The sequence below is a fragment of the Flavobacterium sp. IMCC34852 genome, from assembly GCF_030643905.1.
Classification (GTDB): Bacteria; Bacteroidota; Bacteroidia; order Flavobacteriales; family Flavobacteriaceae; genus Flavobacterium; species Flavobacterium rivulicola.
In genome coordinates this window covers 2,668,724-2,694,398 of record NZ_CP121446.1, presented here as the reverse complement: position 1 = coordinate 2,694,398, position 25,675 = coordinate 2,668,724, and the positions used below count along the sequence as shown (strand labels likewise).

27 protein-coding genes, 3 tRNA genes and 1 riboswitch are annotated in these 25,675 nt (G+C 36.7%); of the genes, 12 read left to right on the top strand and 18 right to left on the bottom strand.

Annotated elements, in window-relative coordinates:
- Nucleotides 1-4: 4 nt before the first annotated feature.
- On the top strand, nucleotides 5-961 hold the full coding sequence (locus P7V56_RS11635) for an ion channel (protein WP_171221983.1): 957 nt from the start codon (nucleotides 5-7) through the stop codon (nucleotides 959-961).
- A 31-nt stretch (nucleotides 962-992) separates the two neighbouring features.
- Here P7V56_RS11635 and P7V56_RS11630 read toward each other — a convergent pair whose 3' ends face one another.
- Together P7V56_RS11630 and P7V56_RS11625 are read right to left on the bottom strand one after the other, a co-directional pair.
- On the bottom strand, nucleotides 993-1,532 hold the full coding sequence (locus tag P7V56_RS11630; RefSeq protein WP_171221982.1) for a YceI family protein: 540 nt from the start codon (nucleotides 1,530-1,532) through the stop codon (nucleotides 993-995).
- Between the two features lie 9 nt (nucleotides 1,533-1,541).
- Nucleotides 1,542-1,910 (bottom strand): hypothetical protein, encoded by a 369-nt coding sequence (locus P7V56_RS11625; RefSeq protein WP_171221981.1) that lies wholly within the window; start codon nucleotides 1,908-1,910, stop codon nucleotides 1,542-1,544.
- Nucleotides 1,911-1,988: 78 nt separating this feature from the next.
- Here P7V56_RS11625 and P7V56_RS11620 point away from each other — a divergent pair, with 78 nt between their 5' ends.
- Together P7V56_RS11620 and P7V56_RS11615 are read left to right on the top strand one after the other, a co-directional pair.
- Nucleotides 1,989-2,378, top strand: a complete 390-nt coding sequence (locus tag P7V56_RS11620; protein WP_171221980.1) for an OB-fold protein — start codon at nucleotides 1,989-1,991, stop codon at nucleotides 2,376-2,378.
- 53 nt (nucleotides 2,379-2,431) lie between these two features.
- Nucleotides 2,432-3,271 (top strand): DUF5777 family beta-barrel protein, encoded by an 840-nt coding sequence (locus P7V56_RS11615; protein ID WP_171221979.1) that lies wholly within the window; start codon nucleotides 2,432-2,434, stop codon nucleotides 3,269-3,271.
- Between the two features lie 67 nt (nucleotides 3,272-3,338).
- Here P7V56_RS11615 and P7V56_RS11610 read toward each other — a convergent pair whose 3' ends face one another.
- The 4 genes from P7V56_RS11610 to P7V56_RS11595 form a co-directional block, all read right to left on the bottom strand.
- Nucleotides 3,339-5,402 carry a T9SS type A sorting domain-containing protein gene (locus P7V56_RS11610; protein WP_171221978.1) on the bottom strand — a complete coding sequence of 688 codons (2,064 nt, stop codon included), beginning with the start codon at nucleotides 5,400-5,402 and terminating at the stop codon, nucleotides 3,339-3,341.
- Between the two features lie 29 nt (nucleotides 5,403-5,431).
- Nucleotides 5,432-6,556: a hypothetical protein gene (locus P7V56_RS11605; RefSeq protein ID WP_171221977.1), complete on the bottom strand. Its 1,125-nt coding sequence runs from the start codon at nucleotides 6,554-6,556 to the stop codon at nucleotides 5,432-5,434.
- 111 nt (nucleotides 6,557-6,667) lie between these two features.
- A complete protein-coding gene (locus tag P7V56_RS11600; RefSeq protein ID WP_171221976.1) occupies nucleotides 6,668-7,216 on the bottom strand; it encodes an acyl-CoA thioesterase in 549 nt (182 codons plus the stop codon).
- Nucleotides 7,209-8,531: a DNA recombination protein RmuC gene (locus P7V56_RS11595; protein ID WP_171221975.1), complete on the bottom strand. Its 1,323-nt coding sequence runs from the start codon at nucleotides 8,529-8,531 to the stop codon at nucleotides 7,209-7,211. Before P7V56_RS11595 ends, P7V56_RS11600 begins: the two co-directional genes overlap by 8 nt.
- Nucleotides 8,532-8,679: 148 nt before the next feature.
- Between P7V56_RS11595 and P7V56_RS11590 the strand changes: the two genes are divergently transcribed.
- The 3 genes from P7V56_RS11590 (at nucleotide 8,680) to P7V56_RS11580 (ending at nucleotide 10,738) form a co-directional block, all read left to right on the top strand.
- A complete protein-coding gene (locus P7V56_RS11590) occupies nucleotides 8,680-9,627 on the top strand; it encodes a proline and serine-rich protein 1 family protein (protein WP_171221974.1) in 948 nt (315 codons plus the stop codon).
- 71 nt (nucleotides 9,628-9,698) lie between these two features.
- A complete protein-coding gene (locus tag P7V56_RS11585) occupies nucleotides 9,699-10,271 on the top strand; it encodes a pseudouridine synthase (RefSeq protein WP_171221973.1) in 573 nt (190 codons plus the stop codon).
- Nucleotides 10,272-10,285: 14 nt separating this feature from the next.
- Nucleotides 10,286-10,738, top strand: coding sequence for a tRNA (cytidine(34)-2'-O)-methyltransferase (locus P7V56_RS11580; RefSeq protein WP_171221972.1), 453 nt, complete (start codon nucleotides 10,286-10,288; stop codon nucleotides 10,736-10,738).
- Nucleotides 10,739-10,745: 7 nt separating this feature from the next.
- Here P7V56_RS11580 and P7V56_RS11575 read toward each other — a convergent pair whose 3' ends face one another.
- Genes P7V56_RS11575 through P7V56_RS11565 form a run of 3 tightly spaced genes read right to left on the bottom strand, consistent with a single transcriptional unit; the run spans nucleotide 10,746 to nucleotide 13,717 of the window.
- Nucleotides 10,746-11,531 (bottom strand): ABC transporter ATP-binding protein, encoded by a 786-nt coding sequence (locus P7V56_RS11575; protein ID WP_171221971.1) that lies wholly within the window; start codon nucleotides 11,529-11,531, stop codon nucleotides 10,746-10,748.
- An 11-nt stretch (nucleotides 11,532-11,542) separates the two neighbouring features.
- Entirely contained in the window at nucleotides 11,543-12,571 is a 1,029-nt protein-coding gene (locus P7V56_RS11570; protein ID WP_171221970.1) for an iron chelate uptake ABC transporter family permease subunit, read from the bottom strand.
- A 9-nt stretch (nucleotides 12,572-12,580) separates the two neighbouring features.
- A complete protein-coding gene (locus tag P7V56_RS11565; protein ID WP_171221969.1) occupies nucleotides 12,581-13,717 on the bottom strand; it encodes an ABC transporter substrate-binding protein in 1,137 nt (378 codons plus the stop codon).
- Nucleotides 13,718-13,764: 47 nt separating this feature from the next.
- A riboswitch (cobalamin riboswitch) is annotated at nucleotides 13,765-13,963 on the top strand.
- An 82-nt stretch (nucleotides 13,964-14,045) separates the two neighbouring features.
- On the opposite strand from P7V56_RS11565, the gene P7V56_RS11560 reads away from it, so the two are divergent.
- Nucleotides 14,046-15,998, top strand: a complete 1,953-nt coding sequence (locus tag P7V56_RS11560) for a TonB-dependent receptor plug domain-containing protein (protein ID WP_171221968.1) — start codon at nucleotides 14,046-14,048, stop codon at nucleotides 15,996-15,998.
- Nucleotides 15,999-16,075: 77 nt separating this feature from the next.
- Here the strand turns inward: P7V56_RS11560 and P7V56_RS11555 are convergent, their stop codons facing one another.
- A complete protein-coding gene (locus P7V56_RS11555; RefSeq protein WP_171221967.1) occupies nucleotides 16,076-17,476 on the bottom strand; it encodes a GFO_1087 family putative carboxy terminal peptidase in 1,401 nt (466 codons plus the stop codon).
- Nucleotides 17,477-17,638: 162 nt separating this feature from the next.
- Between P7V56_RS11555 and P7V56_RS11550 the strand changes: the two genes are divergently transcribed.
- The 4 genes from P7V56_RS11550 to P7V56_RS11535 are packed head-to-tail and all read left to right on the top strand — an operon-like array spanning nucleotide 17,639 to nucleotide 19,689.
- Complete coding sequence (locus tag P7V56_RS11550) at nucleotides 17,639-18,148, top strand: GFO_1088 family ECF-type sigma factor (protein ID WP_171221966.1); 510 nt, start codon at nucleotides 17,639-17,641, stop codon at nucleotides 18,146-18,148.
- Complete coding sequence (locus P7V56_RS11545) at nucleotides 18,135-18,581, top strand: PG0215 family putative anti-sigma factor (protein WP_171221965.1); 447 nt, start codon at nucleotides 18,135-18,137, stop codon at nucleotides 18,579-18,581. The genes P7V56_RS11550 and P7V56_RS11545 overlap by 14 nt, the downstream gene beginning before the upstream one ends.
- 16 nt (nucleotides 18,582-18,597) lie before the next feature.
- A complete protein-coding gene (locus P7V56_RS11540) occupies nucleotides 18,598-19,146 on the top strand; it encodes a GFO_1090 family protein (protein ID WP_171221964.1) in 549 nt (182 codons plus the stop codon).
- A gap of 6 nt (nucleotides 19,147-19,152) precedes the next feature.
- Nucleotides 19,153-19,689: a GFO_1091 family lipoprotein gene (locus tag P7V56_RS11535; protein WP_171221963.1), complete on the top strand. Its 537-nt coding sequence runs from the start codon at nucleotides 19,153-19,155 to the stop codon at nucleotides 19,687-19,689.
- Between the two features lie 146 nt (nucleotides 19,690-19,835).
- On the opposite strand, the gene P7V56_RS11530 is transcribed toward P7V56_RS11535, so the two are convergent.
- From P7V56_RS11530 to P7V56_RS11500, 7 genes are all read right to left on the bottom strand, one after another.
- Nucleotides 19,836-20,279 (bottom strand): sterol desaturase family protein, encoded by a 444-nt coding sequence (locus tag P7V56_RS11530; RefSeq protein ID WP_171221962.1) that lies wholly within the window; start codon nucleotides 20,277-20,279, stop codon nucleotides 19,836-19,838.
- A 4-nt stretch (nucleotides 20,280-20,283) separates the two neighbouring features.
- Nucleotides 20,284-21,123, bottom strand: coding sequence for a phytoene/squalene synthase family protein (locus P7V56_RS11525; protein WP_171221961.1), 840 nt, complete (start codon nucleotides 21,121-21,123; stop codon nucleotides 20,284-20,286).
- 11 nt (nucleotides 21,124-21,134) lie between these two features.
- Nucleotides 21,135-22,595, bottom strand: a complete 1,461-nt coding sequence (crtID, locus tag P7V56_RS11520; protein WP_171221960.1) for a bifunctional phytoene desaturase/3,4-desaturase — start codon at nucleotides 22,593-22,595, stop codon at nucleotides 21,135-21,137.
- A gap of 50 nt (nucleotides 22,596-22,645) precedes the next feature.
- Complete coding sequence (locus tag P7V56_RS11515) at nucleotides 22,646-23,542, bottom strand: MerR family transcriptional regulator (protein WP_171221959.1); 897 nt, start codon at nucleotides 23,540-23,542, stop codon at nucleotides 22,646-22,648.
- A 488-nt stretch (nucleotides 23,543-24,030) separates the two neighbouring features.
- Nucleotides 24,031-24,112, bottom strand: a tRNA-Leu gene (locus P7V56_RS11510).
- Between the two features lie 40 nt (nucleotides 24,113-24,152).
- Nucleotides 24,153-24,225: transfer RNA gene (locus P7V56_RS11505), tRNA-Lys, on the bottom strand.
- 26 nt (nucleotides 24,226-24,251) lie between these two features.
- A tRNA-Lys gene (locus tag P7V56_RS11500) sits at nucleotides 24,252-24,324 on the bottom strand.
- 127 nt (nucleotides 24,325-24,451) lie between these two features.
- Between P7V56_RS11500 and P7V56_RS11495 the strand changes: the two genes are divergently transcribed.
- Nucleotides 24,452-24,970, top strand: coding sequence for a shikimate kinase (locus tag P7V56_RS11495; protein WP_171221958.1), 519 nt, complete (start codon nucleotides 24,452-24,454; stop codon nucleotides 24,968-24,970).
- Here P7V56_RS11495 and P7V56_RS11490 read toward each other — a convergent pair.
- Nucleotides 24,962-25,459: a phosphoribosyltransferase family protein gene (locus tag P7V56_RS11490; protein WP_171221957.1), complete on the bottom strand. Its 498-nt coding sequence runs from the start codon at nucleotides 25,457-25,459 to the stop codon at nucleotides 24,962-24,964. The two genes, P7V56_RS11495 and P7V56_RS11490, sit on opposite strands and share 9 nt — an antisense overlap.
- Nucleotides 25,460-25,675 lie beyond the last annotated feature (216 nt).

The following is a 25,675-nucleotide window of genomic DNA, read 5'->3' as shown; positions in this document are numbered from 1 at the left end:
GTTAATGGCATTTTTAAAGAAAATAAACGGTAAAGCCAAAACGGATAGCAATACCGGATTTGGGACTAATGCAACGAGTTATGGCGGTCGATTCATCTCCAAAAACGGAAACGCTAATGTAAAGAAAACCGGTATTGGTTTTTTTGACAGTATCAGTTGGTATCACACCATGGTCAATATTCCCCGTTGGAAATTTATATTGATTATAGTGCTGTTTTATTTTGTGGTCAATTTTTGTTTTGCCAGTTTATACTACATGATAGGAGTAGAACATTTAAAGGGAATTAATGCTGTTACACCTTTAGATAAATTTGGACAAGCCTTTTTCTTTAGTGTTCAAACTTATACGACAGTAGGTTATGGTCATATTAGTCCGAGTGGTTTTTTAACCAGTTTTTTAGCGGCTGTTGAAGCCTTATTCGGTTTGCTGAGTTTTGCCATTGCTACCGGTTTGTTTTACGGACGATTTAGCATGCCGAAAGCTTTTCTGAAGTTCTCACAAAATGCCTTAATTGCACCGTTTGGTTCCGGTACCGCTCTGATGATTCGACTGTCACCATTCAAGAATACCAATCTTACCGATGCTGAAGCCAAAATGACATTGGCAATGACCATAGAAGAAAACGGAAAATTGGTGAATAAGTTCTACAATCTCGATTTGGAATTGGCTAAAATTAATGCTCTAACTTTAAGCTGGACTTTGGTGCATCCGATTACAGAAAGCAGTCCGCTTTATAATTTGACGGAAGAGGACTATCGCAATATTTCCGGAGAGATTTTAGTTTATATAAAAGTGTTTGATGATATGTTTAGTACAACCGTGGTAAAAAGAACGTCGTATTCCTTTCAAGAAGTGGTTTTTGGAGCCAAATTTTTACCTATGTTTTCCCGAAGTTACGATGACAATAGGACAGAGTTACATATTGACAAGCTAAATTCTTTTGAGAGCGTAACTTTATAAAAAAAATCCCCTGACAATTCAGGGGATTTTTTTATTTGAGTGTGAAGTCTAAAGTAACAGCAACTTTTTTACTCAGCTTTTTACTAACCACACTCGGAATGTCAATATCGAAATCATCGGTGTTGACGGTGAAATTAGAATCTATTTCTACACCATTGTCTGTTTTCTTAATCTTTGCAGTTATGGTGATGTCTTTTGTTTTTCCGTGTAGTTCCAACTTGCCTTTGATGGTATAATCCTTGGCGGTAGTCGTTAGTTTACTCAAGTCGAAATTGTCAATTTTACCTTTGAATGTAGCCTTAGGATACTGATCGCTTTCTACATAATTTTCATTGAAATGTTCTTCCATCAAAGCTACTTTAAAGCGAAAGCCTTTCATGAGTGCCAAACTGGCAATTTCACCCGTAGTCGGATTCAGTATACAAGTAACCGACTCGTTTTTGGCTTTTACTTCTTCAAATGCCGGAACCGATGCTTCAAAGGTTATTTTCCCGGTTTTGGTTACCAATTTGGTTTGAGCAAAATTTGGTAAAGTCACTAAAAATAAACTGTAAAAAAATATTTTTTTCATAGCCTGTAATTATTCGTTTAATCCTTGTGCACTCCAAGCAAAAACTTGGTCTATAACCGCTTGCGGCAAACGTGTTCCTCCGTTAGGCATCATCCCTTGTGCACCTTGAGGTCTGGATATTCGGTCTAACAAACCGCGTTCTAAAACTGCTTCTTTAACATTTTCGTAAGTAGTTAATGACATCGGTGCTCCGGCTACCGGAGTATCAGCATGACAAGCGATGCAGTTGTTATCAATAATACTCTTTACAGTATTAGTATACGTTACTTCATCAAGACCGTCAGTGCCCGATAAATCATCAGAAGAGTCATTGGTACAACTACTGACAAGAACTGTGCCGAGAGTAAGAGCTGAAATTAAGAGGTTATTCTTTTTCATGATTTTAATTTTTTTTGAATAAATTTAATAAATAAAATGACTTAAGTTTACATTATATAATTATAAATTAACGTTTTTATGAAGAAAAAGGTTTTTATTTTAGCTCTTATTATTTTGGTGGTTGGCTTTGGGGCTTATAAATATATTTATCAAAATCATAGGGATATAGCTTCTGAAGAAGCTAATTTTACTACTACTGTTCAAGATGTTTTTAAATCTTTTACAGCTAATGATAGTTTGGCTAATGCCAAATACTTAGATAAAACGGTTGCGGTTCGCGGAAAAATATCCAATATCGATTCAGAAAATAAAATCATTACGGTTGATGAAAAGTTATCTGCCCGATTTTCAGACAGGCTTCCTGAAAAGATAAAAATTCAAGATTCTATCAACCTAAAAGGTCGTTTGGTGGGTTTTGATGATTTACTTGAGGAGATTCAATTAGATCAATGTACTGTAGTCGAGTAAAAGTGCTCGATTGTAATTAAAAAAAATTGTATAAAAAATGTAATTATTAAACTATGAAAAAAACTTTATTATTATTATTGTTCCCCTTGAGTGTTATGGCGCAAGATGATTTGTTAAACGAAATCGACACAGCTGCAACTGGAAAGACTAAGGTTGAATCCGCCTTCAAAGGGTTGAAAATTGTCAATATCGAATCGACTAAATTGGCGGCCAAAGGAGATTTGTATTTTATAGTAGCCCATCGATTCGGTTCGGTTAAAGACGGCTTCGAAGGTTTCTACGGATTGGATAATGCGGTTACCCAATTGAAGTTTGTTTACGGATTAAACGATTGGTTGACTATTAGTGGTGCCAGAAGTGAGATTGCTTATGATTTTTCGGGTAAGTTTTTGCTCAAGTCCCAAGAAACCAATGGATTTCCTTTTGCAATAGCGGGTTTTACGAGTTTGGCTATCAACAATACTTTAAAAGAAAGTTTGTATCCTGAAATGGAGTTTAACAACCGATTGACTTATGTTGCCCAGCTTTTAGTTTCCAGAAAGTTTAGTAATAATTTGTCTTTGGAGTTGGCACCGACGTATTTTCACGAGAATTTTGTCATTGATGACAATCAAGACAATGGTCAATATGCTATCGGGATGGGCGGAAGATACAAGTTTGCTAAGCGTTGGTCTTTAAACATAGATTATGCAGCGCATTTGAATCGTGCAAACAGTTCACCATTTCGCGACCCGCTATCTATCGGGGTTGATTTAGAAACCGGTGGTCACGTTTTTCAGATGCATTTCAGTAATTCACAAGGTATGCATGAAGCAGGTTTTTTAGGCAGTTCAACCGGTGATTGGGGAACGGGAGATATTTTCTTCGGATTTAATTTATTGAGAGTATTCTAACTTATAGTATTAAATAAAAAAGTCCTCTTGTTTTCAAGAGGACTTTTTTTATAGTGTATTCGGAGTATTATTCTTTTACAAATTTTTGAGAATAATCTTTTCCTTGGGTATCGGTCAACTTTAAGATGTAAGTTCCTTTAGCCAATTGGTTTACAGTAATAGTTTGGTTTTGTACAGCGTTTTCCTGAACCATTCTTCCGTTCAAATCAAATATTTGAGCGGATGTAAATTCTACCGGATTTGCGGTATTGATTGCAATATTAATGTTGTTTTTAACCGGATTAGGATAAACAGTAAATACTGAATTCTCAAAAGCGTTAGTTCCTAAAGTAGCACCTTCTAAAGCAAACAACAATTGGTTAGGAGTAACATTGTTGTAAGTATCAACAATTCCCGATGGCCATCTGATGATTACTTGGTCAATAGTGGTAGCAGTACCAATTCCGAAGTGAACATTAAGTGAACTCATATATCTGAAACCTTCACCACTGCGAACATCTCTGATTTGTTTTCCCCAAGAACCATAAATTTCAACTCTGGCGCCAATTCCGTTACGGTTACTTTGAACACCTTGGAAAGCTACTTTAATCCAGTTGTTGTTGTTGGGTACAGCATAACGAATGGTACTTCCGTTTTGAATATCTAAGAAACCATCATTGTTTAAATCGCCAATAGCACCAGTACCAATTCCGGTATAAGAAATTCCGGCAAAAGTATTGTTTCCTTGGTTGAACATGATTTTGTTACCACCGCCCAAAACATCAACTTTACCATCATTGTCAAAATCATAAGCAACATTATCAATATTGGTTGACGTATTTGTATCCCAACCGGATCCTGAAGTAATGTTAGTGAATTGGCTTAAAGTATTGGTCGTTTCAAAATTATTTCTGAAAAATTTATGGGTACCTGCACTGGCAGTAATGATAATATCCATATCACCATCGTTATCAAAATCTGCAATGGCAGAAGACCATGTTTGAATCGGAGTGATTTCTATTCCTGCAAGAGCAGAAGCATTAGTGTATACATTACCTCCATCATATCGGAATAATTGACAAGGAGGTCCTGAACATTTTGAAATGAAAACATCCGAGTCACCATCATTGTCAAAATCTGTAAACAGAGTGGAATAGTTACCGCCGTCATTGGTCAAGGAACTCAAATTCATAGCGCCCGGCGTAGTATTCGATTGGTAATAAGTCAAATTTCCCGCACCATCGTTCAAGTAATAAACGTTAGCATCAATATCGTGACAAGAAAACAAATCTAAATTTCCGTCATCATTTAGGTCAGCAAAGTTTGTTCTTTGACAGAAAATGTATTGTCCCGGAGTAATACTGGTATAACTTGTTCCGTTATTAGATCTCCAAATACTGATTCCGCTTCCGTTTCCTAAAATCAAGTCGTTAAATCCGTCTCTGTTATAGTCACCTGCGGCAAGACTCCAGTTTGGCATCAAACTCGTTCCGGTAATTGGGTAATCTGTTACGGTTAATGTACCGCCTGCACCTTGGTAGTGTATTCTTAAATTGTTGTTGCTAACTCCAACAATATCATCCAAGTTATCACCGTTCATATCAGCTATACAGATGTTGTAGCCACTATTAATGGTACTTACAGTTTGGTTAGAGTAAGTAATAGGCACTACCGGAGGTACTACAATAGGAGCTTCTGATAATTGGAATGTAAATCCGTTATTATTTGCTGAAGTAATCCAACGGTTATCCCAGGCAATATAGTAAGTTGTTCCTGCAACAACATTGATAATGTCTACAGAAGAATAATTAGAACCGCCATCGTCATCTCCGCCAAAACAAGTCAAAGTACCACATGTTCCTGTGTAAACATGAAAACGGGTGTCAATTCTTGGAGTGTTTTGCGCAATATCTGTTGAAATTGTTACGGTGTAGTTTTGAGTAGGCGTGTAGGCATACCATTCTCCGGCAGGAACACGATTGGTTGAAGGTACAGCATCACCACCTTCACAAGGTGTTGGTACCTGCGATCCGTTGATCGGGCCAACTACATGCAAGCCTGCTGTAATTGTTAGTGCCGAGGCACAAGTGTCTTGCGCTTTTGTAAATGGAGCTACAAATAGCAAAACAAGAATTAAAGTAATTTTTTTCATTAGTAATGGTTTTTGATTGTTTGTTATTTTTACGGACAAGAGGTTAATGAATTAATCCATTCTTCTATAAGTGCAACGCCTTCCTCATGGATAAGTGTTCTTCCGTGTAGAGGCATTCTGTATGTTTCATCGGTGGTGTTGATTCGGTAATATAGCATAGAACGGTCAACATTTCCGGGTTTGATAATCGAGTTATAGGCTGCTGGAAAATCTTGCATGTCAGCAGTAGGAACGCAAACGCCCATGTTGGTATGACCATTGGCATTTCCGGTTTCGCTGTAAGCAAATCGCATTGGTCTGTAATCACAATGTCTGTCTTGCTGATGGCAATGAGCACAATTAATGTCTAAATAAGCACGAACTCTGGATTCTAATGGTTTAGAGGTGTCGTTATAATCTACCGCAGTGTTTTCCGGAGTAGGGAAAGCAAATCCATCTTCTAAATAACCTTGTTCAATCCATTTTGTTAATTGGTTTTTTGTTTCTGAACCGTAGTTGTAACTGAAGTTTAAGTTTTGAGGTTTGATACCAATTGGAATATAAGTGGTTACTTCACCTCCGGGAATTTCAACTCTTTCTTTGTGACAAACTATGCATTGTACCTCAGAAGGAATTCTGTAATTCACGTTTCGAATTACATTATTTTCATCTTTCCAACTAATGGGAACATAACTACCGGCCAAATCTAAGAAAGCTTCTGTTTGTTCTGCATTCCAAACATAGTCAGCAAAAATCCAACCCGAATCTTTGTGAATCATGATACGAGTTTCGATTATTTTAGTCACATTCTCAGGTTGTACATTGTCGTAATAGAAGTTTTTGATTAATACAGAACCAACAGGTAAATTTAAAATCTTTGCATCTCCATCAAAAGTCGCTTTAACACCGGTTGGCATCCAGACGAATCTTTTTTTGTGGGCATAATCACTAAAAAGCGCACTGGAAGGTTCGTAAGGAATTACATTCAAAGATGGGTTTAAGTCTTTCAAATCTCCTTCAAAAAATTTGTAGTCTGATAACTTAGGATAAGGCACTTGGGTCAAATCAACCACCACCGGAGAGACCGGTGTGTACTCGTCATCTTTGTCAGAACAAGAGGTGAAAACGGTAAAAATTAAAAATAGTGTAATCGCTTGTAGGTAATTCTTTTTCATAGGATTTTTAAAATGCAAACCAAAAATAATAAAAATTTTATAATAACCTATTAATTATCTAATTAGTCCTAAGATTTTTTTGATTTTAATAAGAATAGTTCAAGTATTGTTTTAAAATCCTAACAACTTTACATGGTAATTCTTTAGTTTTTCCATGGCTTCCTCCGATTTGTAATCGAAGATTTCTTCGTGTTGATTTTTATCTTTTTTGAGCGAAATCATTTTAATACAATTGCAAAAGCGTCTGATTTCATCATCATTGGATAATAGTAAACCAGGAACTGGTGTATTGTTTCCATTTTGGTCTTTGGCAACCATAGTGAAGTAACTCGAATTGCAATGCTTTACTATTCCGGTTTGAATGTTTTCAGCTTCAACGCGAATGCCGACAATCATGGAACTTTTGCCTACATAATTCACGCTGGCTTTCATAGTAACTAATTCTCCCACTTCTATGGGATTTAGAAAATCGACGGTGTCTACCGAAGCAGTTACGCAATAATGACCGGAGAATTTTGAAGCACTGGCAAAGGCAATTTGATCGAGCAAAGACAAAATATAACCACCGTGAATTTTACCGCTGAAATTGGTGTGCGAAGGCAACATCAATTCGGCTATCGTGATTTTGGAAGCTTCTACAGACTTGAATTCACTATTCATCTTTTTCGGCTCGGGTTAAGATATTTTCAGGTAATGCTTTTTTGGCTTTGGCTCCCATTTTTTTTAATTTTTCAACACTGGTAACCAAATTACCTTTGCCTTCAACCAGCTTGTTCATGGCACCTTGATATTCTACTTTGGCTTCATCCATTTTCTTGCCTATTTTTACTAAATCGCCCACAAATCCTTCAAATTTGTCATACAAAGCGCCTGCTTGTCGCGCAATTTCCAACGCATTTTCTTGTTGCTTTTGATTCGTCCACATACTGTCAATAGTTCTCAGAGTAGCCAAAAGGGTAGAAGGTGTAACAATCACAATATTTTTTTCAAATGCTTTGTTGTATAAGGTAGTGTCTTCATTCAAAGCTAAAGCAAAAGCCGATTCAATCGGGATAAAAAGCAACACAAAATCAGGGCTTTCCATTTGGTACAAATCCTGATAATTCTTTTCACTCAGTTGGTCAACGTGGCGTTTTAAAGCCATGACGTGTTCTTTTAAATATTGAGTTTTGGCCTCATCGTCTTCTTCATTGATATACCGTTCATACGCAGTCAAAGTCACTTTAGAATCGACTACCATTTTTTTGCCATCGGGTAAATTAATCACTACATCGGGGAACACGCGATTGCCTTCTTCGGTGACAAAACTTTGTTGGACTTCGTATTCACGACCTTTCTCCAAACCTGATTTTTCGAGTACTCTTTCCAAAATCAATTCGCCCCAATTGCCTTGCATTTTACTGTCGCCTTTTAACGCTTTCGTGAGGTTCAAGGTTTCTTTGCTCATTTGCTCATTCATCTCGCGCAAGCCTAAGATTTGTTGGCGCAAAGCCGCATGATAATCAATGCTTTCTTTGTGAGTATCTTCTACTTTCTTCTCAAACAATTGAATTTTGTCTTGAAGCGGTGTTAGGATATTTTTGAGGTTTTCTTTGTTTTGCTCAGTGAATTTTACGGTTTTTTCTTCTAAGATTTTATTGGCCAAATTTTCAAATTCTTTGGTGAATTTTTCCTGTAATTTTTCAACTTCTTCTTTTTGTTCTTTGTTGCGTTCCCAAAGATTCTCAAAATCGGTTTCTTTTTTTGATAATTGAATAGCCAAAGCTTCTTTTTCAGTACGAATTTTTTCGCGTTCTTGAATGGTCTGATTGACTTGGCTTTTGAGTTGCTCTATTTGTTGCAGCAGACCGTTTATTTTTTCTTCTAACGACGCTTTGTCTGATTGGGATTGGGCGGAAAATAGCGTTTTGCCTAGGAAAATACCAATGGCTAAAGCAATGATAAAGGCGAGGATAATCATTAAACTGTCGGTCATAAATTTTAAAAATAAGAGTCTAAATATACGCAGATTTAACTTAAATAAGAGTGGTCTTTTGAAAAATGTTTTTAAATTGGCATCGTTTTTGAAAAAGCCAAATTAGAGAAACAATAAATAAAGGCAACCATTTTAAACCCAAAAAACTATGATTAAAAAAATTACTTTATCCGCACTTTTGTTGATTTCATTTTCAACATTTGCCCAATTAAACGGACCGGTAGGTCATTTGACTATCTTTTCAGAAGACGGTGATAAATTTACGCTAATCCTCAACGGAGAAGTTATTAACGATATTCCGCAAACCAATTTAAGGGTAGAAGATTTAAACCAGCCTTATTACAATGCCAAAATTAAATTTGAAGACCAATCCTTGATGGATATCTCTAAAAATAATTTAATGTTGACTGATGTAGATGGCGTTTTTGCTGATGTTACTTATAAAATCAAAAGGGATAAGAACAACAAAACCAAGATGAAACTCAACTACTTTTCTTCTATACCGGTGCGTCCCGATTTTATTCCACCTTCCAATGTGCATGTAATTCATTATGGTCAACCGAGACCGGTGGCTGTTCAACAAACGGTTGGTGGTGTGTCTCAAACAACTACTACGACCACTACACAAACCGGTGGTGCTACTATGGGCGTTGGGGTAAATGTTGGCGGTGTTAATATGGGAATTACCATTAATGATACTATGGGAGGTGGTTCCGTTACCCAAACTACCACAACCACAACTACCAATGTTGGCGGTACTCACGCCGTAGATTATGACGAACCGGTAAGAGGTTGTAACGGCAGAACTTGTATGACGCCGGGAAATTTCAATGCGGCTTTGGCTACTATTAAAAAACAAAGTTTTGAAGATACCCGTTTGAAAACAGCCAAACAAGTGATTACAGCCAATTGTTTGAATGTAGATCAAATCATTCAAATTGCCAATACCTTTAATTTTGAAGACAACAAATTGGATTTTGCTAAATATGCTTACGATTATTGTATTGAGCCAAGAAATTATTTCAAATTAAACGGCATATTCTCTTTCAGCAGTAATGTTGATGAATTGTCGGATTATGTACAAAGCAGACAATAATATTTTTAAAATATAATGAAGAAAGACTGTCCTTTTCGGATGGTCTTTTTTATTTTTGTCAAAACTGTTTCATGCACCATCATTTCTTAATTCACAAACCACACGGCTATTTGAGCCAATTTGTTTACGAGAAAAAGCGACACAAAAAATTGCTTGGTGAACTTTATGATTTCCCCAATGGCACTATGGCTATAGGTCGTTTGGATGAAGATTCTGAAGGGCTACTCTTATTGACGACCGATGGTATGTTGAGCGAAATAGTGAGAAGCAACACTATCGAAAAAGAATATTATGCTCAAGTGGATGGTATCATCACTAATGAAGCGGTAGCGCAACTCAAAGCCGGAGTAGAAATCGGATTTAAAGGGATTCGTTATACTACAAAAAAATGCGAAGCAAAGTTGATTTCTAAACTCCCGTGCTGTATCGGTGAAGGCAGAAGAATACGAGACGAACGCCACGGACCTACGAGTTGGATTTCCATTACGCTAACGGAAGGAAAATTCCGCCAAGTGCGAAAAATGACAGCAGCAGTGGGATTTCCAACACTTCGATTAGTGAGAATTCGAGTAGGTAATATACATTTGCATAACCTAAAAGCCGGTGAAGTTGTAGCAGTATCTCATTTTCAAATAGCCGAATAACCAAATAATCGAATATGCTTAATATAGTGCTTGTCGAACCCGAAATCCCCAACAACACCGGAAATATTGGTCGTTTGAGTGTCGGAACCCAAAGTCGGTTACACTTGATTCATCCTTTTGGATTTGAAATCAATGATAAAAACTTAAAGCGCTCAGGATTGGATTATTGGGTGCATTTGGAAGTTACTGAATACCAAAATGTAGCTGAATGGATGGATCAAATCAAAGATAAATCGAGAGTTTTCCTGATGAGTTCACACGCCACAAAATCTATTTATGAAGCCGAGTTTCAAGACGAAGATTGGTTGGTTTTCGGCAAAGAAAGTGTCGGACTCAGCCAAGAAGTTTTAGCTCAATTTGAGAATCATCTGACCATTCCCATGTCGAATTTAATCCGTAGTTACAACATTGCCAATTCCGTTGCCTTTGTAGTGGGCGAAGCGAAAAGACAAATAAATTTGAAATAGTCTTCAGTTAAGAAATTACAAACTTCCCTTTTTCGCCATCAAAAGTGATGGAATCGTCTTTGAAAAGATTACTAAAAACACCTTGCGTAATGAGGTTACAAGGTTGGTCTTGCACAACGTTTTCCTCGGTCATGACAATCATTTCATCGCTCAATTGTATTGCCAAATCAATGTCGTGTGTAGAAAATAAAATGCATTTATTGGTTTCTTGTGAAAGCTTTTTAAGCAATTTAAAAACCGAAACTTTGTGTAATAAATCCAAGTGTGTGGTAGGTTCATCCAAAATGATTAGCGGTGTGTCTTGTGCCAATGCTCTAGCAATCAGTACAATTTGCAACTGACCGTCACTGATTTCTTGATGTTTTTCGGTAGCCAAATGCTCAATATGCGTAAGTTTAATGGCTTGATTGATTTTTTCATAATCTTCTCCCGAAAGCTTTCCCAACCAATTGGTATAAGGTTGTCTGCCTAAGGCGATTAGTTCAAAAACAGTCAGGTTGCTTGGTGGCAATTTTTCAGTCAGCACCAAACTTAAATGCTGTGCCAATTCCAAAGCCTGATACTCTCGGATATTCTTTTCATTCAGCAAAACTTTACCTTTCAAAGGTTTTTGTATACCGGTTAATGTTCGCAACAAAGTAGATTTCCCAACACCATTAGCACCAACCAAAGCAATCAATTGTCCGGTAGCCAAATTTAAGTTGAGGTTTTCGGCTATAACATTTTGACCCTTTTTGGATTGGTATCCAATGGATAAATTCTGAGAAGAAAGGATGTTCGTTTGATTGACCACTAATTAATTTTTTACTGAATACTCTTTTTTCTGACTATCAACCAAATCACAACAGGCGCGCCAACAATAGAGGTTATGGCATTGATAGGCAAAGTAAACTCAAAGCCCGGCATTTGGGAAACCGTATCACAAAATAACATGATGATAGCGCCAATCAATATGGTACTCCAAAATAAGGTTCGGTGGTTGCTGGTTTGAAATAACAGTTTAGACAAATGCGGAACGGCCAAGCCTATAAAAGCTATCGGCCCGGCAAAAGCGGTAATACTTCCGGCCAAAATACTCGTGGCAATGATGATGTTATAGCGGGCTTTTTTGATATTTAGACCCAAACTTCTGGCATAGTTTTCGCCTAGTAATAAAGCATCCAGAGATTTTAAAGTCAGTAAACTTATTCCCAAACCAATGACTATCGAAAGGGTTAACAAGCTGATATTCTGCCAAGACAAATTGCCAATGCTACCCATCGACCAAAAAGTATATTTCTGCAATTGTTCGGCTGTACTGAAATAACTCAATACACTCACAATAGCGCCTGTAAAACTACTAAACATCAGCCCGACAATTAATATAGACATTGTATCACGCAAGCGTTGGGAAACAATTAAAATCAGTAATAAAACCAATAAACTTCCCATACAAGAAGCCAAAATGATTCCATAAGAAGACAATAAAAACTGAGAAAAAACTGCGGGCAAAAGTCCTGCACCAAGAATCACAAAAGCCACGCCCAAACTCGATCCCGAGCTTAAACCTAATACATAAGGTCCGGCCAACGGATTTCGAAATAAAGTTTGCATCAACAAACCGCTAATTGACAATCCGACACCGACCAAAATAGCTGTAATGGATTTGGGTAACCTAAAATTCACTATGATATATTCCCAAGTGTCTTTTTCGGCCACGCCGCCAAACAAACTTTTAAAGACTTCTTTCACCGGAATTGACACTTGACCAAAAGAAATGTTCAAGAGTAATGTCAATAACAATGTCAATGACAATAGGGTGAAGAGGAAAGTATTTCGATGGATGTTTTTCAAATCTGGGTGTTATTTCAATTTCTCAAAGAAAAAAGTTTGATAACTCGGCAACAATTCAGGATGTAAAATCTTTACAATATCTTTTAATACTATATCCGGTCGGTTGGGTGCCAATTCATAATATAAAATGCCACCGGTTTTTCCTTTTTTCCCGCTAAACGAATATACATTTTTATTTTGAAACGCATCAAATTGGGCATAATGCGGATTCATTTCAGTCATCTCTTTGAGTGAATCAAATTGTCCTGAGGTAATCCAAATATCTGCTTTTTTGGCTTTTTCAAAAACGGCTTCAAACGACAAAGACAAACTGCCGGTGCCACTGGTTTCTTGCCATAAATAGTTCCCTTTGGCTTCTTTTAATAATAAACTTCCCCAACTCGTTCCCCTGGGCAAATACCAACGGTCTTCAAACATATCGCCGGCCAAAATAGTAGGCGAGTAGGTTACATTTTTGACAATTTTGATGGTGTTCAAGTAATCTTGTTCAATTTTGGTAAACAGTTCGTTAGCCTCTTTTTGTTTGCCGTATAATGCTCCGAAAAACTTAATCCATTCGGCTTTGCCTAGCGGTGTTTCTTCGTTCCAATCGCCATTGAGCATGACTTTTAAACCACTTTTTTGTAAATTATCTAATGTCGGATTGTTGTTGTCAATGCCGTAACCAATAATCACATCGGGTTGTAAATTGAGCACAACTTCAGTATTTAAATCTTTGTTATTGCCTAACTCTTTGACCTTTCCGGCTTCAATTCGAGCCCTTACTTTTTCGGAAGAAATGTAATCCAAATGCGGAAATCCAACTAATGACTTTTCTTCGTTCAACATTTCCAATGAAGGAATGTGCGTGGTTGAGGTAACCACTATGTTTTTTATTGGTACCGAAATAATGGTGTTTTGTTTTAGACTGTCCGGAACAATTCCTTCTTTTTCTTTTAGTACATAAGTATAAGTTTTTGTGGCCTTTGGCCAAGGATTTTGGACCGTCACAACTGTATAGCCGTCATAGTTTTGAATGGAAAAGCCTTTGGCATATTGCACGGTATTTTCTGTTGCAATTGTTGGTGCCGAATTTGTTTCGGTTTTGCAACCTGAAAGCGAGACAACCGAAATGACCGACAGTATTGAGTTAAAAAAGGTTTTCATCAAATTGTTTTTGCAAAAGTATTGTTTTGTTTTTAATTAATACTTTACCTTTGCGCCCGAATTAAGGTTGCGATTTCTGTTTTTCAAAATCGCATTAAAAGGGAATTTGGTTAAAATCCAAAGCTGTTCCCGCAACTGTAAGCTATCAAGCTTGTTGTTATCTGCAAAACCATTGTTCCGTTATCGGGATGAGAAGGTCAACAACAAGACGCGAGCCAGGAGACCTGCCTAATTCATCGAGTAACAAACTTTCGGGACAAAAGGTTTGGGTATGGGTAAATTCTATGCTTTTCTCCCAAGATTATCAAATTATTGTTGAATTAAAAAAATGAAAAAAACAGTTAGAGCAGTAGCTATTTTGGCTATGCTAAACACTTGTGCCTATGCGCAAGAACAGGATTCTACCAAAGTGAATTCGTTAAAAGAAGTGGTGATTTCCGACACCAAATTTGCGCAAAGCAAAGAAAAATCAGGAAAAGTAATTGAAGTCATTTCGGCCAAAGACTTAGAGAATAAATCAGGACAAAGTTTGGCCACAGTCTTATCCCAAGTAACCGGCGTAGAAATCAACGGTAACCAATCGGCTAACGGAAAGAACTTAGGCTACTACATTCGAGGCGGTAAAAACAGACAAGTGCTAATTCTCATTGACGGTATTCCGGTTACGGATGCATCAGGGATTAGTTTAGAGTATGATTTGCGATTGCTGCCGGTTGAACAAGTAGAAAGTATAGAGGTGATGAAAGGAGCGGCGAGTACTTTGTACGGAACGGGCGCGGCCACCGGAGTAATTAATATTACTTTAAAAAGGGCATCCAAGAAAACCATTGAGGGCAATGCTTATGTTAACATTGGTTCCAACAATACTACCGACAATAAAAAATACAACGGTCAAGATTTTAACCAAGGGATTTCAGTAAACGGAAGCTACAAAAAAGTCAATTACTTCGCCGGTTTCAACAGTACCGAAACCGGAAATATCTCTCAAATTGCTCCACCGGATGAATCTATAAAGTATGAAGAAGATCGATTTTCAAGACAAAATGCGATAGCCAAATTGGGTTTCAAAGCCACAGATAGACTGACTTTAGACTTCTTTGGAAACTATGACAAATTGAAAAATGGTTACGATTTTACTTTCGATAATACCGGTTTTAATGACACCAATATCAATACTACCACTTCAGAGCAAGTTCGTTTTGGATTCTCCCCGAAATTCAAATACAACAAAGGCGAATTTGTTCTGAATTCCGGTTTTACCAAAATTGCCCGTGATTATAGTGAGTATAACAGCTATACTTCGGTAACTGATTATTCCTTGTATGAATCGCGTAGCGTAGTGGTTGATGCCGTTAACAAATACAGCTTCTCCAACGAGTTTGCCTTGATTATGGGCGTAAATTACCAATTCAATGATATGTTGAGCGAAACGCCTTATGGCAATATCGATAACAAAACCACGAAGTTCAATATTGTAGATGGTTACACCACTTTTGTGTATAATCTTGACTTTGGACTCAATATCAACACCGGTATTCGATTGAACAATCATAGTGCGTATGGCAATAATTTGGTGGCCAATTTTAATCCTTCGTTCAATTTTAAAACCAAAATTCCTTTCAAAGTGTTGGCTTCTTACAGCACTGCCTATATCACCCCAAGTTTGTACCAATTGTACTCTGAATATGGTAACACCGATTTAACTCCTGAAAAGAACACGACAATCGAAGCCGGTTTTGAAACCCAATTGTTTAACAAAAAAATAAAATTTGACGCCGTAGCTTTTTACCGCGACCAAACTAATTCGTTTGATTTCTTTTTCGATTCAAACACTTTCGAAGCTTATTATATAAACATTAATGGCACCAACAAAGCCAAAGGAGTAGAAACCGAAATGACTTTTGAGGTAATGGATAAATTAAGGGTAAATGCAAACTATACGTTCACGCAGGTTGATAAAGCGTTAGACCGATTAATTCCGAAACACAAAGTCAATGCCGGATTGGATTTTCAGCCAACGCCAAGAACTTTATTCAATGTAAACTACCAGTATTTTGATGGGAGAAACGATGCTTTTTTTGATGGGAATACTTTCGGAACAAGCTTTGTAAAATTGGATTCCTACCAATTGGTTAATGCTTTAGCCAAATATGAATTAATTAAAAACCGCTTAACCGTTTTTGGTTCGGTGACCAATATATTAAACGAGAAATTCGTGGAAAACATCGGTTACTCCACCCGAGGAAGAAATTTCAAGTTGGGGATAAACATTGTTTTGTAATTGGTTAAACATTGTTTTAATAATTGTGGTGAAAAGGCTAATCGAAAGATTAGCCTTTTTTTAGGGAATGAGTTCAATTATTTTCTCTCTACATACATCTCACTTCGCAACGGATTAATCGCTTTGGCATCAGTAAAGTCACGTTCAATAACACTTGGTACTTGAGGAGCTCTTCTGCCGCTGGCGATGATTTGGTTGATAGCCGTGTTTAATAAAGGTTCGTTTATATCTCCTAAAACACCCAAATTAGTCATGTTTTCAGGTTGTAGAGTGGTTGGGGAAATCCCCGAGGTGTAATCGCCAAAACCGTTTTTATCTACAATTTTCAAAACAATAGGTTGCATGGCATATTTATGACTGGGATTCACATTTTCTTTGGCAAAGGTTGGTGAGTCATATAAAGTTACAGAGCCTACATTTTTTCCGGTGGTGATATCGCCTATCTGCACTACGGTTATATAAGGTTTCAAACAATTAATCACTAATTCGCTGGCTGAAGCAGAAGATTTTGTAGTTAAAATGTAAACTTTGTTGAGGTTCAAACTATTTAATCCTCCGATAAATTTATTGGTTAAACTTTCAGGGCTGTTGTCTTCAAAATACGATTGCGCTTTGGCATTCCATTGTTGTTTGGCAAACAATTGTCCGGTAAATTGTCCGGTAATCATACTGGCCAATTTGGTTGCTGTAGCAACAGAACCACCGGAATTGTATCGCAAGTCAAGCACCAAATCGGTTACGTTTTGGGATTGGAAACTACCAAAGGCTGCATTCAATTGGGTGTCATAACTTGAATAAAACCCATTGTACATCAGGTAACCAATGTTGTGCGCACCTTGTGTAATCACGGTACTCAAAAGGATAGGATTTTCGGCCAATTCGGTTTTAGTTAAGGTTACCGATTCTCCGTTGGGCGTAATATTCCCACCGTCATAATCGGCTAAGTTTAACGTATAAGTGTCATTGGCCAAAAGCGTTCTGTAATTATCTACAGTTAATGGTGTTCCATTGATAGCATAAAAAATATCTCCTCGACTTATTGGTTTAGTGGCAGCATCAGAGTTAGGTATGATGTAGCGAACCCAACCGTAAATATCAGTAGTGCTGCCCGACTTGTAACGCAAACCGTAATCCATACCGTTGTTCAAAGTATTGCCCGAAAGCACGCCCTCTAAAACGTCATAATCACTGTAAATTACACTAAATCGGTCAATGGTATTGTCTACTCTTAAGGCATTAAATAGAGTTGTCGGATCGTCAAATCCTTCTAAAAAATCATTCAAATCATTTTGAGAGGCAAAGCGATTGTCAGCCAAATCCGGAACATCTTCTTGCCACAAATAGTACAAATTCATTCCCTTCCATACAAAATCATTCACCTGTAAACCACTCGGAACCGGATTGTCATCCATATCCTCACAAGCGAATGGAATAGTAAAAAGGAACAGTAGTAAAACGCATTTCAATAAATTCTTCATAGCAGCTTTTTATTTTAATAAACGTAAATTTACTAAGTTTAGATTAATAATTGAAATTTGTTTGTAACAAATAAAAAGTTGTTTCGTCTCGACTTTATAACCATACCCGAGGCGTCAAACGAATTGTTTGGAGCATAGCGGAAAAAAACAAGAAAAGTTTTAATGAACCAAAAAGAGTTTATGCAACTGGTTAATCCTTTTAAGGATAAAATCTTTCGAATAGCGAAGCGATTGCTCGTTAGTACGGAGGAAGCCGAAGATGCGACTCAGGAAGTTTTGGTGAAATTATGGAACAAGAATGAAAGTCTGGACGAATACAAAAGTGTAGAAGCCGTTGCGATGACCATGACCAAGAATTATTGTTTAGACCAGTTAAAGTCGAAACGCGCCAGTAATATGAAGATTGTGCACAACAACTTCACCGACAGAGAAGCCGGTTTGCAACAAAAAGTAGAAGACCGTGACACTTGGAATTGGGTGGAAAAAATTATGAATGACTTGCCCGAACAACAAAAACTGATTGTTCAAATGCGCGATATTGAAGAAATGGAATTTGAGGAAATCGGCAAGATATTAGAAATGAATGAGCCGGCAATTCGTACGGCTTTGTCAAGAGCCAGAAAAACAATAAGAGAAACCATGATAAAAACACATCATTATGGCATTGGATAGAATAGAAAAATTAATAGAAAAATACTTCGAAGCAGAAACCACTTTAGAAGAAGAAAAAGAGTTAAAGGCCTACTTTTCTTCAGATAACGTTGCTCCGCCTTTAGAGCAATACAAGCCTATATTTGGGTATGCTACGCAAGCAAAACAAGAACAGTTTACCGCATCGATTCCATTAAACACTACAAAACGCAGAGGCGTATTTTGGTTATCAATTGCTGCATCTGTAGCCGTTTTACTAAGCGTTGGGTTGTTTACTTTTAATCATTATAATCAACCTGTATCTGAAGATTTAGGGACTTATGATGATCCTGAAGAGGCGTTCAGAGAAACGCAAAAAGCTTTGGCTTTGATTTCGGAAAGCGTGAACAAAGGCATCGGAAGTATGAGTTATATCAATGAATACGAACAATCAAAAAACAAAATTTTTAAATAAAAAAAATCAAGAAATCATGAAGAACTTAATCTTAACATTAGTATTATTAGTATCTGCAAACAGCCTCATGGCGCAGTCGGTTTTTGACAAGTTTGAAGACCAAGAGAAAATAAAAACCGTAATTGTCAATAAAAAAATGTTTTCCTTGTTGAGTAAAATGGAGGTTAAAGACAAAGAAACTCAGCAGTATGTAAACCTGATAAAAAAATTGGACAACCTTAAAGTGTTTGTCACTAATAGCGATTTAAAGGCCGGGGAAATGAAAGCCACAGCCGATAAATACCTTAAGTCTTCTGCCATGGAAGAGCTAATGCGTGTGAACGAAGGCGGAAAAAGCGTAAAAATTTATGTAAAATCAGGCGCTACTGACTCTCAAGTAAAAGAGTTGTTAATGTTTATTGACGGTAGCGGAAAAGAGGAAACCGTTTTAATGTCATTGACCGGAGATTTCGATTTGAATGAGCTTTCGGTATTGACGGATAAAATGAGTTTACCCGGCGGAGCAGATTTAAAAAAGGCCTCCAAAGGAAGTAAAGGTGCAAAAGGACCAAAAGGCTCAAAATAAAAAGTGATGAAAATAACCTATTTTATCGCAATGTTGGCTTCTTTGTTGTTGCTGAGTTGCAATAGCGAGCCCAGTCTGCAAAAGTATTATGTAGAGAATGCAGGTAAGAAAGATTTTGTTTCCTTGGATATCTCTCCAAGTATTATCAATGTAGATAAAGCAAAGTTGTCAGAAGAGCAAAAAAACGCTTTAGAGTCTTTTGATAAAATGAATATTTTGGCCTTCAAATTGGATGAAAAAAATAAAGCGAAATACCAAGAAGAAAGTCAAAAGCTGACCAAAATTCTGAAAGGAGAAGACTACCAACAACTCATGAAAATAGGAGAAGGTAAAGATGCAGCTTCCATCAGTTTTGTGGGTGACGAAGATAATATAGATGAGTTTATTTTATTTGCCAAAAGAGAAGAAAACGGTTTTGCGGTAGTCAGAATTTTAGGCAACGATATGAATCCGAATAACATTATGAACATGTTGTCAGTACTCAAAAGTGCCAACATTGATATGGAACAATTAAAACCCTTGGAAGGTTTGATGAAAAAATAATTTTATTATAGGTTAATAGTTAAAAAAGAAAAGTCCCGATTTAGTCGGGACTTTTTTTATTTTTTAAAGTATTTAAATGATTTGAGATTAAAAGGAAGAAGCCTTGTGGGCTTCAGGTATGTGAACTTCAGTTCACTTTTTTGATTTCACTTCTTAAAATATTTAAATGGTACAATGAGCATTCCAAAACACTCACCGTCTTCTTTCCCCAAATGTTTGTGGTGCATTTTGTGCGCTCGTCTTACTGCTTTCGCATAACGATTGTTGGCATTTCTGAATAATTTAAATCTTTGGTGGATGAAGATGTCATGAACGGTAAAATAAGCCAGTCCATAAGCAAATATCCCTAAACCGATGGCCAATCCAATTTCTAGTATGTCATTTTGCCAAAGCAAAAAGAATCCTATACTGACTACAGCATAAAAAATAAAAAAAGCATCATTGCGTTCAAACCAGGAATCGTGGTCTTTTTTGTGGTGATCGGCATGTAAACTCCAAAGAAATCCGTGCATGATGTATTTGTGACTAAACCACGCCATAAATTCCATGATGCAAAAAGTGGCTATAAAAACTATAATATGCAGCAACATAATCTTATAATAAGTTTAAACGATAATTAACATAACACTTCGCCAACAATCCGAATTTTTCGTAATCAGGCACTCGGATTCGGGTGTTTTTGATTTCCATTGAAGGCGTTTTTTTCAATTTCGACAGCAATTTTTTGTAGTAAACATAAGCCGTGTAAACCCCAAATTTAGCTTCCAAAGGCAATTTCAAAATACCTTGAAATCCGGCTTCGAAATCGGCTTCAATTTCTTTGATAATTTCACTTTTAGAACTTTCATCCAGTTTAGATAAATCGGTGTTAGGGAAATACGTTCGATTCAAATCTTCATAATCAGCCTTCAAATCGCGCAGAAAATTTACCTTTTGAAAAGCAGAACCCAATCGCATGGCAGCGTGTTCTAATTCGTTAAACTTTTGATTGTCTCCCTTTACAAATACTTTAAGGCACATAAGGCCAACTACATCGGCAGAACCGTAAATGTATTCGTTGTATTCTTCATAAGATTTATAATGGGTTTTATGCAAATCCAACTTCATACTCTTCATAAAAGCGGCAATCATTGAATGCGGAATGTCATATTGGTGAACCGTGTGCTGAAAAGAATTCAACACCGGATTCAAACTGATCTTGTTTTCCAGCGCATTGGACAAATCCTTTTCAAATTGTTCAAAAAGCCATTCTTTGTTGTAGTCGTGAAAAGTGTCTACAATTTCATCTGCAAAGCGAACAAATCCATAAATATTATAGATATCCTGACGGATTCCGGGTGCTAACATCTTTACAGCCGCCGAAAAAGAAGTGCTGTAAGACTTAGTCACATTTCTGCTGCAATCGAATGATACGGTGTCAAAAATTGATTTCATAAATGCAATAATTATAGATTTTTAGCAATAAGTTCGGCAACCAGTTTTCCTGAAATCAATGATGGTGGAACACCCGGGCCGGGAACTGTTAATTGTCCGGTAAAAAAGAGGTTATTAACTTTTTTACTTTTCAATTTGGGTCTTAAAAAAGCGGTTTGCAATAAGGTGTTGGCTAACCCATACGCATTCCCTTTATAAGAATTGTAATCTTTGATGAAATCTTTCACACAAAAAGATTCTTTAAAGATAACATTGTTTTTGACAGATTGTTGCGTTAATTTTTCAAAACGTGTTATTATTTTGTCAAAATACAAGTCTCTTAAGTCCGGTGTGTCTTCTAAACCCGGAGCAATCGGAATTAAAAATATCCCTGCTTCTTGACCTTCGGGAGCAGCATTCTCATCGGTTTTAGAAGGGAAACTGGCATAAAATAAAGGTTCTTTTGGCCATAGTGGTGTATCATAAATGGCTTTAGCGTGGGTATCAAAATCTACGTCAAAAAATAAAGAATGGTGTTCGACGTTTTCAATTTTTTTATCAAAACCAACATAAAACAGGAGTGAAGACGGAGCAAAAGTGCGTTTATCCCAATATTTTTCCGAGTAAGCACGGTACTTTTCATCCAGTAAACTCTCCGAATGATGGTAATCTGCACCACTTAGAATGATGTCGCCTTTTATTACTGTTCCGTTCACCACTATTGCGGTTGCTGTTCCGTTCTCGACTTCAATTTTTTCAATATTTGAATTCGTATGGATAACTACACCGAGTTCTATGGCTAATTTTTCCATAGCTAATATAACACTATACATTCCGTTTTTCGGATGCCATGTGCCCAAACCAAAATCTGCAAAATTCATGAAGCTATAGAATGATGGCGTATCTGAAGGTTTGGCGCCCAGAAAAAGTACGGGAAATTCCAGTATTTGGATTAGCTTGCTATTGGTAAATCTTCGGCGAATGTCTTTAGAGATGTTGCCAAAAAACTGATTGACCTTTTTGGCCGTTTCCAAAGTGACTAATTCCAACGGAGAAACGCCCGGACGATAAACCAAGTCCTTGATGGCAATGTTGTAATTGCTTTGGGCTTCTTTCATGAAAGCCTCAAGTTTTTTACCGCTTCCTTTCTCGATAGCTTCAAAAGTGTTGATGATTTCCGGAAGATTATCAGCAATAGTAACAAATTCGTTTATACCAAAATAAACTTGATACGCTGGAGAGAGTTTTATGAGCTCATAGTAATCAGATGGTTTTTTGCCGAAATCAGCAAAGAAACGTTCAAAGACATCAGGCATCCAATACCATGTTGGACCAATGTCAAAAGTAAAACCGTCTTTCTTCAACTGCCTGGCTCTTCCGCCTACGGTTGAATTTTTTTCATACACTACAACATCATGGCCTTGTTGAGCAAGATAGCAAGCAGCAGCAAGTGATGAAAAGCCGGAGCCGATTATTTTAATTTCTTTTTTCATAGTTTGTTTAACAAAAGTATAAAAAAGTTAAACAATAAAAAAAGATTTTTCTATATAAATTCAACTAATTCTCTAATGGAGCTAAAAGTAGTGATTTTATCTGTAATCATTTTGGCCTCAACATTTTCTGTCATTCTTCCTATCAGCCAGAGTTTGGAAGATTTTTCCAAAATTTGCTCATTCAAACTTTTGATGTAATTATTGACTTCATATTGGTTGGGTTCAACCGTCATATAACAAATATATGTAATGTTGTCAAAGTGTTTTTTCATGTCTTTTAAGCTGTCTGTAGGGACGCTCTCCCCAAGATAAATTGTTTTGTATCCTTGACTTAATATTTCATAATTCAGATACATTAAACCCAATTCGTGTATCTCATTCATGGGTAAGTATAAAACAAAAACCCTATCTGTTTTAGTAGGCTCAAGTATCTGAACTTTTTCAGTAAAGGTTAGTATTTTTTGTTTAATGAGATAAGAGATGAAATGTTCATGCGCCGGTGTGATGGTGTTGGTTTGCCATAGCAACCCTATTTCACCAATAAGCGGTATAAAAACCTCATAGAATATTTCTCTGAATGATTTTTCAGAAAGCAATTTGTTATAAGTGGTAAAGAAAAGCGAATGGTCAAAATTCATCATAGCCATCTTGAAAGCACTTATAGCATGATGTTTAGCGCTTTTTTCCGAAATAATTTCATTCACTAATTCCGGAATTCTTTCTGAAGAAAGTTCAGAAATTTTTGAGATTTTATAACCGTAGTTGTGCAGTAATGTAATGTTTAGTAATTTTTGCAAATTCTCCAAATCATACATCCGGATGTTGGTTTCTGTACGCATGGGTTCTAAAACATTGTACCGTTTCTCCCATATTCTAATGGTGTGCGCTTTGATTCCTGAAAGGTTTTCCAGGTCTTTTATACTGAATACCGACTTAACATTGTTCATCTTTTCGTAAAATTAGTTAAACAAAATTAGCAAAATAATTTTACCAAACAGGTTTTCTTTAAAATCTTTGCAAAAAAAAGCAAATCCAAGTTGAGTTTGCTTACAAATGTGACCACGATCAGATTAACTCCGTTTTTCTTGCAAAGCTCCGCTTTGAGAATACTTTGAACAAAAAAAAAACACTCAAGCGAGCTTGGTGTTTTTCTTTAATTTAATTGAAAACTTTAAAAATACCTGACTGCCACCGGCAGTCTTCCTTTTAATTTCACCCGAGCGCTAGCGAACTGGCGAAGCAAATGTGACCACGATCAGATTAACTACGTTTTTCTTGCAAAGCTCCGCTTTGAGAATACTTTAAACAAAAAAAAACACTCAAGCGAGCTTGGTGTTTTTCTTTAATTTAATTGAAAACTTTAAAAATACCTGACTGCCACCGGCAGTCCTCCTTTTAATTTCACCCGAGCGCTAGCGAACCGGCGAAGCAAATGTGACCACGATCAGATTCGAACTGACACGCTTTGCAGCACCACCCCCTCAAGATGGCGAGTCTACCAATTTCTCCACGTGGCCTAAAACAAAAAAAGTCAAACAACAGTTGTTCGACTTTTTGTGACCCGACTGGGGCTCGAACCCAGGACCCCAACATTAAAAGTGTTGTGCTCTACCAACTGAGCTATCGAGTCTTTAGCCTCAAAATAAAGAAAAATTGTGACCCGACTGGGGCTCGAACCCAGGACCCCAACATTAAAAGTGTTGTGCTCTACCAACTGAGCTATCGAGTCTTTTTCTTTTCTTGAATGCGGGTGCAAATATAAGACCTTATTATTTATATTTCAAAGCAATTTTATTATAAATTTGCCTTTTTTTAGGAAAGGGTCTTAATGGCTTAATTTATAAGGTTTTATTGCGATGCAGAAAATTGTTTTAGTAGGGTATATGGCAGTCGGAAAGTCAACCGTTGGCAAAATCTTAGCTGAAAACAGACAGATAAAGTGGGTAGATTTAGATAAAATTATTGAAAGCAATACAAAACTATCGGTTAGTGAAATTTTTCAAGAGAAAGGAGAAATTTATTTTAGGAAGCAAGAACACCTCGAATTTCTAAAACTGATAAAAGCTGAAGAAGATTTAGTCATCAGTACCGGCGGAGGAACACCATGTTACGCCAACAACCATTTACTGCTCAATGGCAATAATGTCGTTTCTTTTTATCTTTCAGCGAGTATAGATGCAATTTACTATAGGCTAAAAGAGCATACCGCCGAAAGACCTTTAGTAGCCAACCAATCCGAAGAAGAACTTAAAGAGTTTATCGCCAAAAACCTATTTGATCGCAGTTATTACTACCATCAGGCTACTTTTAAAATCAATACCGATGGCAAAACACCCGAGGCTATAGTTAAAGAAATTGAAGCTTTACTAAACTAAGTAAGCATGATTGTTGCCTTCCTCAAAAACCACATGCACATGTTCTTTGGAGGAAGTAGAAAGTGAAATACCTTTGAAGTCGGCTTTGACCGGATATTTTTTGTGGTTTCGGTCGATTAAGACTACCGTTTTAAACTTTTTAATTGGTACTTCTAAAAAATGTTTTACACCATAGACTAAGGTTGTTCCCGAATTCAGTACGTCATCCACCAATACTAAATTTTTTCCGCTGTAAGCTTCCTTGGATACCGAAGTTATAATTGGATTAAAAGGATGCTGTTTGTCAATTTTAACTTCACATAAAACAATTTTAATATCAGATATGTTATTTAAAACCGCACCAATTTTTTCCGCCAAAATATACCCGTTATTGGCTATGCCGGCCAATACGATTTCTTGTTCATCGGCAAAAGTTTCATATATCTGATAAGCAATACGTCTTATTTTATGCTCTATTTCCTGATGCTGAAGAATGATATTTTGCCCCATGGTGTTATTTTTTTCAAAGATAGAAAACACTTTGTTTTTTTTGAACTTTAATTTAAAAATATAGCCCGATGAAATTCTTTTTACATTTTATGGCTAACCTTCACGCGCTAAACAAATGTTTTTGTGCGGATTAAATTTACATAAGAGATGTAATCAATCACTAACTAACGAATATATAAGAATTGTATGAACTAAAAATTGTGAGATATCGATACT

Bases quoted from the DNA above. Each gene is read 5' to 3' on its own strand.
- P7V56_RS11495 (WP_171221958.1), top strand. From the start codon at position 24,452: ATGCAGAAAATTGTTTTAGTAGGGTATATGGCAGTCGGAAAGTCAACC.
- P7V56_RS11565 (WP_171221969.1), bottom strand. From the start codon at position 13,717: ATGAAAACCTTTTTTAACTCAATACTGTCGGTCATTTCGGTTGTCTCG.
- P7V56_RS11555 (WP_171221967.1), bottom strand. From the start codon at position 17,476: ATGAAGAATTTATTGAAATGCGTTTTACTACTGTTCCTTTTTACTATT.
- P7V56_RS11610 (WP_171221978.1), bottom strand. From the start codon at position 5,402: ATGAAAAAAATTACTTTAATTCTTGTTTTGCTATTTGTAGCTCCATTT.
- P7V56_RS11490 (WP_171221957.1), bottom strand. From the start codon at position 25,459: ATGGGGCAAAATATCATTCTTCAGCATCAGGAAATAGAGCATAAAATA.
- P7V56_RS11550 (WP_171221966.1), top strand. From the start codon at position 17,639: ATGAACCAAAAAGAGTTTATGCAACTGGTTAATCCTTTTAAGGATAAA.
- P7V56_RS11635 (WP_171221983.1), top strand. From the start codon at position 5: ATGGCATTTTTAAAGAAAATAAACGGTAAAGCCAAAACGGATAGCAAT.
- P7V56_RS11615 (WP_171221979.1), top strand. From the start codon at position 2,432: ATGAAAAAAACTTTATTATTATTATTGTTCCCCTTGAGTGTTATGGCG.
- P7V56_RS11530 (WP_171221962.1), bottom strand. From the start codon at position 20,279: ATGTTGCTGCATATTATAGTTTTTATAGCCACTTTTTGCATCATGGAA.
- P7V56_RS11630 (WP_171221982.1), bottom strand. From the start codon at position 1,532: ATGAAAAAAATATTTTTTTACAGTTTATTTTTAGTGACTTTACCAAAT.
- P7V56_RS11620 (WP_171221980.1), top strand. From the start codon at position 1,989: ATGAAGAAAAAGGTTTTTATTTTAGCTCTTATTATTTTGGTGGTTGGC.
- P7V56_RS11600 (WP_171221976.1), bottom strand. From the start codon at position 7,216: ATGAATAGTGAATTCAAGTCTGTAGAAGCTTCCAAAATCACGATAGCC.
- P7V56_RS11585 (WP_171221973.1), top strand. From the start codon at position 9,699: ATGCACCATCATTTCTTAATTCACAAACCACACGGCTATTTGAGCCAA.
- P7V56_RS11540 (WP_171221964.1), top strand. From the start codon at position 18,598: ATGAAGAACTTAATCTTAACATTAGTATTATTAGTATCTGCAAACAGC.
- P7V56_RS11525 (WP_171221961.1), bottom strand. From the start codon at position 21,123: ATGAAATCAATTTTTGACACCGTATCATTCGATTGCAGCAGAAATGTG.
- crtID (WP_171221960.1), bottom strand. From the start codon at position 22,595: ATGAAAAAAGAAATTAAAATAATCGGCTCCGGCTTTTCATCACTTGCT.
- P7V56_RS11595 (WP_171221975.1), bottom strand. From the start codon at position 8,531: ATGACCGACAGTTTAATGATTATCCTCGCCTTTATCATTGCTTTAGCC.
- P7V56_RS11545 (WP_171221965.1), top strand. From the start codon at position 18,135: ATGGCATTGGATAGAATAGAAAAATTAATAGAAAAATACTTCGAAGCA.
- P7V56_RS11535 (WP_171221963.1), top strand. From the start codon at position 19,153: ATGAAAATAACCTATTTTATCGCAATGTTGGCTTCTTTGTTGTTGCTG.
- P7V56_RS11560 (WP_171221968.1), top strand. From the start codon at position 14,046: ATGAAAAAAACAGTTAGAGCAGTAGCTATTTTGGCTATGCTAAACACT.
- P7V56_RS11515 (WP_171221959.1), bottom strand. From the start codon at position 23,542: ATGAACAATGTTAAGTCGGTATTCAGTATAAAAGACCTGGAAAACCTT.
- P7V56_RS11590 (WP_171221974.1), top strand. From the start codon at position 8,680: ATGATTAAAAAAATTACTTTATCCGCACTTTTGTTGATTTCATTTTCA.
- P7V56_RS11580 (WP_171221972.1), top strand. From the start codon at position 10,286: ATGCTTAATATAGTGCTTGTCGAACCCGAAATCCCCAACAACACCGGA.
- P7V56_RS11605 (WP_171221977.1), bottom strand. From the start codon at position 6,556: ATGAAAAAGAATTACCTACAAGCGATTACACTATTTTTAATTTTTACC.
- P7V56_RS11625 (WP_171221981.1), bottom strand. From the start codon at position 1,910: ATGAAAAAGAATAACCTCTTAATTTCAGCTCTTACTCTCGGCACAGTT.